Annotated in this window: 2 protein-coding genes; both read left to right on the forward strand. The window is 71.8% G+C overall.

From position 1 onward, the window contains the following. On the forward strand, positions 1-709 hold a 709-nt coding region (locus VFW24_02490), incomplete at its 5' end, for a DUF429 domain-containing protein (GenBank protein HEX5265615.1). A gap of 251 nt (positions 710-960) precedes the next feature. Further along, the coding region (locus VFW24_02495) for a glycosyltransferase (protein HEX5265616.1) at positions 961-2,101 on the forward strand (1,141 nt) is incomplete at its 3' end.

A 2,101-nucleotide genomic window follows, 5' to 3' on the forward strand; every position in this document is an offset into this window, starting at 1 on the left:
GACCCTCCCCTACCGGCCCCTGGCCGGCGTGGTCCCGTGCCCGGGAGGGTGGCTGGTGGCCGGGGCCAAGCTCCAGGGCACGACGATGTCACCCGAGGAGCCGGTGGTCCTGCGCACGTTCGTCGAGGTGCTCGACACCAAGCCCGCTTTCGAGATCATCGCCCTGGGCGCGGCGGTCGGCCTGCCCGACATCCCAGCGGCGGGGGGTCGGCAGTGCGACCGGGAGGCGCGGGCGCTCCTGGGATGGCCCCGGAGCGGGGCGATCATCTCCCCGCCGGCCCGGGCCGCCCTGGCCGCCCGGAGCTACACGAAGGCCCGCGCCGCCAACGGGGGGCGCCTCAGCGCGGTGGCGTGGGCGCGCCTGGCCCGGTTGGCCGAGATCGAAGAGGTGATAGCCCCTTACTGGCAACGCACGGTCTTCGAGGTCAACCCGGAGCTGAGCTTCCACCAGCTCAACGAGGACGCTCCCCTCCTGTACCCGAAGCAGTCGCAGGTCGGGATCAAGGAGCGCACCGACCTGGTCGTAGGGCGGATCTCGGGGATGCAGCGCATCGTCGACGCCCGCGTACGGGGGGCCGGAGTGGCCCACCGCCTCGATGCCGCCGCCTGCCTGTGGACCGCTCGGCGCATCGCCGCCCACGCCGTCAGGCGGCTGCCCGAGGAGCCGGTCTGGGACGCCCAGGGCCTCCGGATGGAGATCGTCCGGTAGTGCCCCGGGCCGGCCCGCCCGAGGACGGAGGGTGAGATTCGCGCAGAAGGTGATGACCGGCAACCCTCATGTGGGCGGCCTTCCAGCCGATTCAAACCGGCGAAACAGGCCATAAACGGCGGCTCCGAGGGTCTCGGAGAAGTTTGGCGACAATTTGATCTCGCGTGGATGACGACCACGAGGCGTGGTCGTCTTACTTACACGGGCGGGTCGGCGCCGTCCCGGCGAGAGAGGGAGTAGGGCAGAGGCGGATGTCGCGGATACGGGTGGACGGGAAGCAGTTTGCCGTGGGGCAGGAACGCTTCGCGTTCCGGGGGGTCTCCTACGGCACCTTCGCCCCCCGGGAGGACGACGCCCAGTTCCCGGAGCGCGAACAGGTCAAGAAGGACTTCTCGGCCATGCGCGAGGCCGGCTTCACGGTCGTCCGCACCTACACAGCCCCGCCCGCCGACGTTGTCGACCTGGCCGCCGATTGGGGGCTGCGGCTGCTCGTCGGCGCCTTCTACCCCGACTGGCGCTACCTGGTCGGGGCCGGGCGCAGGGAGCGGGAGCGCCTGGCCCGGGCGGCCCGCGCCGAGGTGCGCCAGGTGGCCCGGCGTCTGGCCGGCAACGAGGTGGTGCTCGGGATCTCCCTCGGGAACGAGGTGCCGGCCGACGTGGTGCGATGGGAGGGCTCCCGGCGGGTGGCCGGACTGATCAATGGGCTGGCGGAGACCGTGCACGACGAGGACCCCGGCACTCTCGTCACCTACGCCAACTACCCGACGGCGGAGTACCTGGAGCTCCACTCGCTGGACTTCGTCACCTTCAACGTCTTCCTCGAGCAGCGCCAGGCCCTGCGCCGCTACCTGACCCGCCTCCAGCACCTGGCCGGTGATCGGCCCCTCGTGCTCGGGGAGATCGGGTTGCACGTGCCCGACCGCAGCGGCGGGGAGCAGGAGCAGGCCGCGTCGATCGACTGGCAGCTGCAGGTGGCGGCCGAGGCGGGGGTGGCGGGCACATCGCTGTTCAGCTGGACCGACGACTGGTGGGTCGGAGGCCATGCCGTCGAGGGCTGGCACTTCGGGCTCACCCGCGCCGACCGCTCCCCCCGCCCGGCCCTGCGGGTGGCGACGGAGTGGAACGGGCGCGAGGTGCGCGACCTGCGGGAACGCTGGCCTTCGATCAGCGTCGTGGTCTGCGCCTACACCGCGTCGGAGACCCTCGACGAGTGCCTGACTCACACCTGTGCCCTCGACTATCCCGAGCTGGAGATCATCGTGGTCGACGACGGCTCGACCGACGACACGGCGGAGATAGCCCGCAGATACCCGCGGGCCCGCCTGGTCTGCGTTCCGCACGCCGGCCTGTCGGTGGCCCGCAACGCCGGCCTGGATGCGGCCACCGGGGAGA

It is taken from the genome of Acidimicrobiales bacterium (assembly GCA_036273495.1).
Lineage (GTDB): Bacteria > Actinomycetota > Acidimicrobiia > Acidimicrobiales > JAJPHE01 > DASSEU01.